Genomic DNA, 2,131 nt, shown 5'->3' with positions numbered 1-2,131 from the left:
AAATTATATATTGCAAATACAAATGATATTTGTTTTCATTCGCAACCTGAATGTAAACTAAATGGAATTTGCAAATGACCTTTTCTAAAGCACATCCTTTATCTTTAGCGATATCAATCGCATGCTTCCCCACCGTTGTTTTTGCTACGGCTTCATCCAACTCAGATGAGGTGGTTCAGGTTTATGGCCATGCCTATCAAGGCTATGCTGAACATGCCCCACAATCTGGAACGAAAACGGATGTCGCATGGCTTGACGTTCCTCAGTCTGTGTCGGTAGTAACCAGCACTGAGATGGAAGACAGGGGAGCAGTGCGATTAGTTGATGCCTTGCATGGTGTGGCGGGTGTGAATAACACCTTGGGTGAAGGTAGTCGAGATCAGTTTGTAATACGTGGCTTTGATACGCTTAATGATACTTATCGTGATGGGCTTCGAGATGATGGTAATCTTCAGTCGTATCGTAGTTTAGCGAATATTGAACGCGTAGAGGTGGTTAAGGGCGCTGCTGGTGCGCTGTATGGACGAGGCTCTGCGGGTGGTTTGATTAATTTAGTGACCAAGCGTGCTAATGGAGAAAGCTTTACGCGAGTAAAGGCAGGTATTGGCAGTAATAATAAATATACAGGTCAGCTTGATAGCTCAATGGCGTTGTCTGATTCAATCAATGGTCGTGTGAACCTTGAATATCGCAAAGCGGATTCGTTCGTCGATCATGTTAATTCTGAAGATTATTTCATTGCACCAACGGTACGTATTTCGCCAGCAGATGGGCATACCTTAGATCTTGATATGGAATACGCGCATCAAGAGTTAGTGCCGTATCGTGGCGTACCTTCCAAAGATGGTAAGCCAGTGGATGTTCCGACGAACACATTTTATGGTGGCACCAATGATTTTCAAAAGTCGGATAGCTTACGTTTAGCGCTGAATTATGAATGGTTAATTAACAGCGACCTTCAATGGAATAACCGAGCCTCTTGGAACAAGATTGAATTACAACAAAAAGGTACGAGACAGGGAACCGTTACGGGTGATCAAGTTTCTCAAACAGTCAATAATTTTGGTTACGACCCTCGTACAACAACCACACTGCAATCGGAGTTAGTGTGGGATACGGGTATGAATCAGCTGATGGTTGGTGCGGATTATAACCAAATTAATATCGACTTAACGCTCGCGAGTAATAAGACTATTCCATCAAAAGATATTTATGATCCGACTGTGGGACCTACACCAAATCCTGGTTTTGCTCCATTTAGAGATAACGTCACTAAAACGACAGGATTATATATTCAGGATGTTGTTACCTTTGGTGATCTTTCTCTGATTGGTAATGTTCGCTACGACAAAATGGAGCTAGAGCAACAAAAGGTTGGCAAAGAAAAAGAATATCTTAGTGATAATAAAGTGAGTTACCGAGCAGGTGCGGTATATCGTATCACCAATGACGTTTCTACTTATGCCACTTTAGCGCGTTCATGGCAGCTCCCGTATTCAGGTATTTATATTAATCCTAAATTAGCCGAGTTTTTCCATACTGATCTTCAAGAGTTAGGTGTGAAAGCTTATTTATTGGATGATGCATTAATGCTGAATGCGGCATTATTCCAAATTGATCAAGAACAGCCTAAAACAAATACTGACGGGGATGTCGTCGATAAGACAGAAGCGCGTCATAAAGGTATTGAATTAGAAATTCGAGGGCAAATTACACAGAAATGGAATGTCTCTGCGGGATACAGCTTCTTAGATGCAAAAGATAAGAAGACGGGCAAAAAACCTAACGATGTGTCTGATCATTTATTCTCCCTGTGGAGTACTTACCAATTAACCGAAAACTGGCGATTTGGTGGTGGTGCAAAATATGTTGGTGAACGTTTCTCTGGTAACAGTGAAGCGGTTTCATTGGCCGACTACACGACGGTTGATTTAATGACTGCTTATACTTTGGACCAACATAAAATTCAGCTTAACGCTTCTAATATCTTTAATGAGAAGTACATTCTAGGTGCAACGAATGGGAAATCAGGCCTTAACCAAATTGGTTACGGTGCACCAGCTGAGTTCATGCTGACCTACGGTTATCAGTTTTAGTTATTTTTAATTTGATTTAAAAATTAAATTTTAAG

At 41.2% G+C, this 2,131-nt stretch carries 1 protein-coding gene; it reads left to right on the top strand.

All coding sequences use genetic code 11. From position 1 onward, the window contains the following. Positions 1 to 74: 74 nt before the first annotated feature. Entirely contained in the window at positions 75 to 2,096 is a 2,022-nt protein-coding gene (locus tag ASV53_RS23695; protein WP_094958956.1) for a TonB-dependent receptor, read from the top strand. The last annotated feature ends 35 nt before the right edge of the window (positions 2,097 to 2,131 follow it).

Origin of the sequence: Photobacterium sanguinicancri (genome assembly GCF_002265265.1) — a bacterium.
Classification (GTDB): domain Bacteria; phylum Pseudomonadota; class Gammaproteobacteria; order Enterobacterales; family Vibrionaceae; genus Photobacterium; species Photobacterium sanguinicancri.
Note: the sequence above shows the minus strand (reverse complement) of the source record. Positions and strands in the feature narration are given on the sequence as shown.

What these genes read in the sequence shown, in the direction of transcription:
- ASV53_RS23695 (WP_094958956.1), top strand. Translation starts at nt 75, where the DNA reads ATGACCTTTTCTAAAGCACATCCTTTATCTTTAGCGATATCAATCGCA.